This window comes from Pontimicrobium sp. MEBiC01747 (assembly GCF_053601635.1).
Genome location: NZ_JBSHNS010000435.1, coordinates 1 through 2,142, shown reverse-complemented (window position 1 = coordinate 2,142; position 2,142 = coordinate 1). Strand labels below are relative to the sequence as shown.

3 protein-coding genes are annotated in these 2,142 nt (G+C 27.1%); all 3 read right to left on the bottom strand.

The genetic code is table 11. The annotated features are described in order from the left end of the window. Positions 1-533 (bottom strand): hypothetical protein (locus ACVC2P_RS14045; protein WP_452599083.1); only part of this gene is annotated, 533 nt, incomplete at its 3' end. Further along, a complete protein-coding gene (locus ACVC2P_RS14040; protein WP_452599082.1) occupies positions 530-1,282 on the bottom strand; it encodes a glycosyltransferase family 2 protein in 753 nt (250 codons plus the stop codon). The genes ACVC2P_RS14045 and ACVC2P_RS14040, both read right to left, overlap by 4 nt. Before the next feature lie 2 nt (positions 1,283-1,284). Further along, the gene (locus ACVC2P_RS14035) at positions 1,285-2,127 is read right to left on the bottom strand and encodes a glycosyltransferase family 2 protein (protein WP_452599081.1); all 843 of its coding nucleotides are present in this window, start codon (positions 2,125-2,127) and stop codon (positions 1,285-1,287) included. Positions 2,128-2,142 lie beyond the last annotated feature (15 nt).

The following is a 2,142-nucleotide window of genomic DNA, read 5'->3' as shown; positions in this document are numbered from 1 at the left end:
CTCCTACACAACTTGTTTAAACTACTTAAATCCTTAAAACTGTATTTGCAATAAATAAAGGCTCTCGTCGCCATGTTTAAAAATAGATTATCTGTAAATTTATCTGGTTCGTAATCAATCCATTTTAAATTATTTTTTACTCTAATAAAATTGTCTGGTTTTATATCTTGAAATATTATTCTTTTTTGCCAGCATTCTACCAAAAAGTCTTGAATTTCCTCATAATCAAAACCAACACATCGCTCACTACTTTCAAAAGGGTATATAAGGATTAAAGTATTTTTATTTACTTCTATAAACTCTTGTATAGGATAAAAGAAGTTTGAGTTATTAAATAAATGAAATTTAGATTTAAAAGCATTTAACATCTCTCTTTTATAACTTAACGCTTCAATATTATCTAACAAGAAAACTTTGTAAACAAGATGGTTTGTATTAAAAACCACAGAGGTAGCTCCTTCTCCAAGGAGCTGATAATTTTGCTTATCAAAATTTAATAAAATGTGTAATGCTTTTTTTTGTCTTGTAGTCATTTCTCTAACTGGTTAATAAAGTATTGGTATAAGGCTTTTCTACTTTTATAATAGTAATTATTAACTAGGTTATTTTCTGTTAAATTACCATCTAAAGAGTACACACAGTAAATTAAATGTTCTGCTATATTTATATTTAGTCTCTCTTTATTTAAAAGGAGTTCTATTGTAAACCAATGATCTTCTGCGCTCTCTATTTCGGGGTAATTTACAGTTACAGATGGCTTAATAAACGTGTTACATGATGGCAACTCTGCCTCTGCTTTACCAATACTCATGTTATACAATCTGGATTTTAAATACGTATTATTTAATAATCTCTTATCTGCTTTGTTTGCTCCTTTTAATATTACATTATTCTTTCCTTGTTTGTTTCCTGCTATTAAAACATCGCAATTTGTCGCTTCAAATATTTTTTCTACGGCAGATAAAACTGTATTGTTATATAAATAGTCATCGCAATCTAATCTTCCAATTAACACACAATTAGGAAAATGTAGTCGTGTATAATTCAATAGATAATTTCTAGTTTTGTAGGAGGTATTAAAATTAAGATGGTGTACTTTAATATTTTTATTTGCTGTAAACGATTTTAATATGTGTAATGAGGGATCTGTAGAATTATCATTACCTATTAAAATAATTATTTCACGTTTTACATTTTTTTGATTTAATATGGAATTTATTGCTCTAACAAGTGTAAATGCACCATTTTTTAAAGGCATATTAATAACTATCTGTTCTTTCATTACTATTTAGAATATTGATAATTAAAGTATTTAACTGCTCTTTGTAAAGATTGCTTGTAAGCTTCTGACGAAAATTTGTTTTTGTATTTGTTATAAAATAAATCTAACCCTTTTTGTTTTTCATTTAAATTGTTATTTACTTTCTCTTTATTGTGATTGTAATGTATTACCCCTAATGATGGGATTACTACGACACTATTTATAGCTCCTTGAATTGTGTTTACATGTCTTAAAAACCGAATCATTAGGTCTCTATCGGTTGTATTTGGTAATAACTCATCAAAACCACCAATGTCTATTAAAGTTTTTGTTTTAATAAACATATTACTGCCTTGTATTCCAGGGTTACCAATAAAAAAGTGTGCTGGTGTTATTATTTTTTTATTTAAAGTGAATTTTACTGTGGAGCTATCTGTGTTTTTCCATTCTAAACTCTGAAATACGGCTAGTGTATTTTCTTCAATTCTTGAAATACAGTCTGATAAATGATTGGGTAAGTATTCATCGTCATCATCTAAGATAGAAATAAAGCCTTCTTTATATATTTTATACGTTTCTAAAATACCAGTATTCCAAGCTCCCGTACCAGAGTTATTCTTTGTTTTTAAGTTTCTTATTATTCTGGTTTTAAAATGGGTGTTGGGCAGTTTAATTGCTTTTCTTTTATTTTTAACTGCAGCTTTAATTATATTATATTCTTTTTCTTCTTTATTATCGTCTACTATAAGAATATTAATTTTTTCTGGATTAATTTCTTTTTGATTATATACAGATAGCAAACACCTATTTATAAGCCAATGGCTTCTTTTCATAGAGGTTGCTATTAATACTGTTATTTGTAACATTTCTTTAGTTTAAAC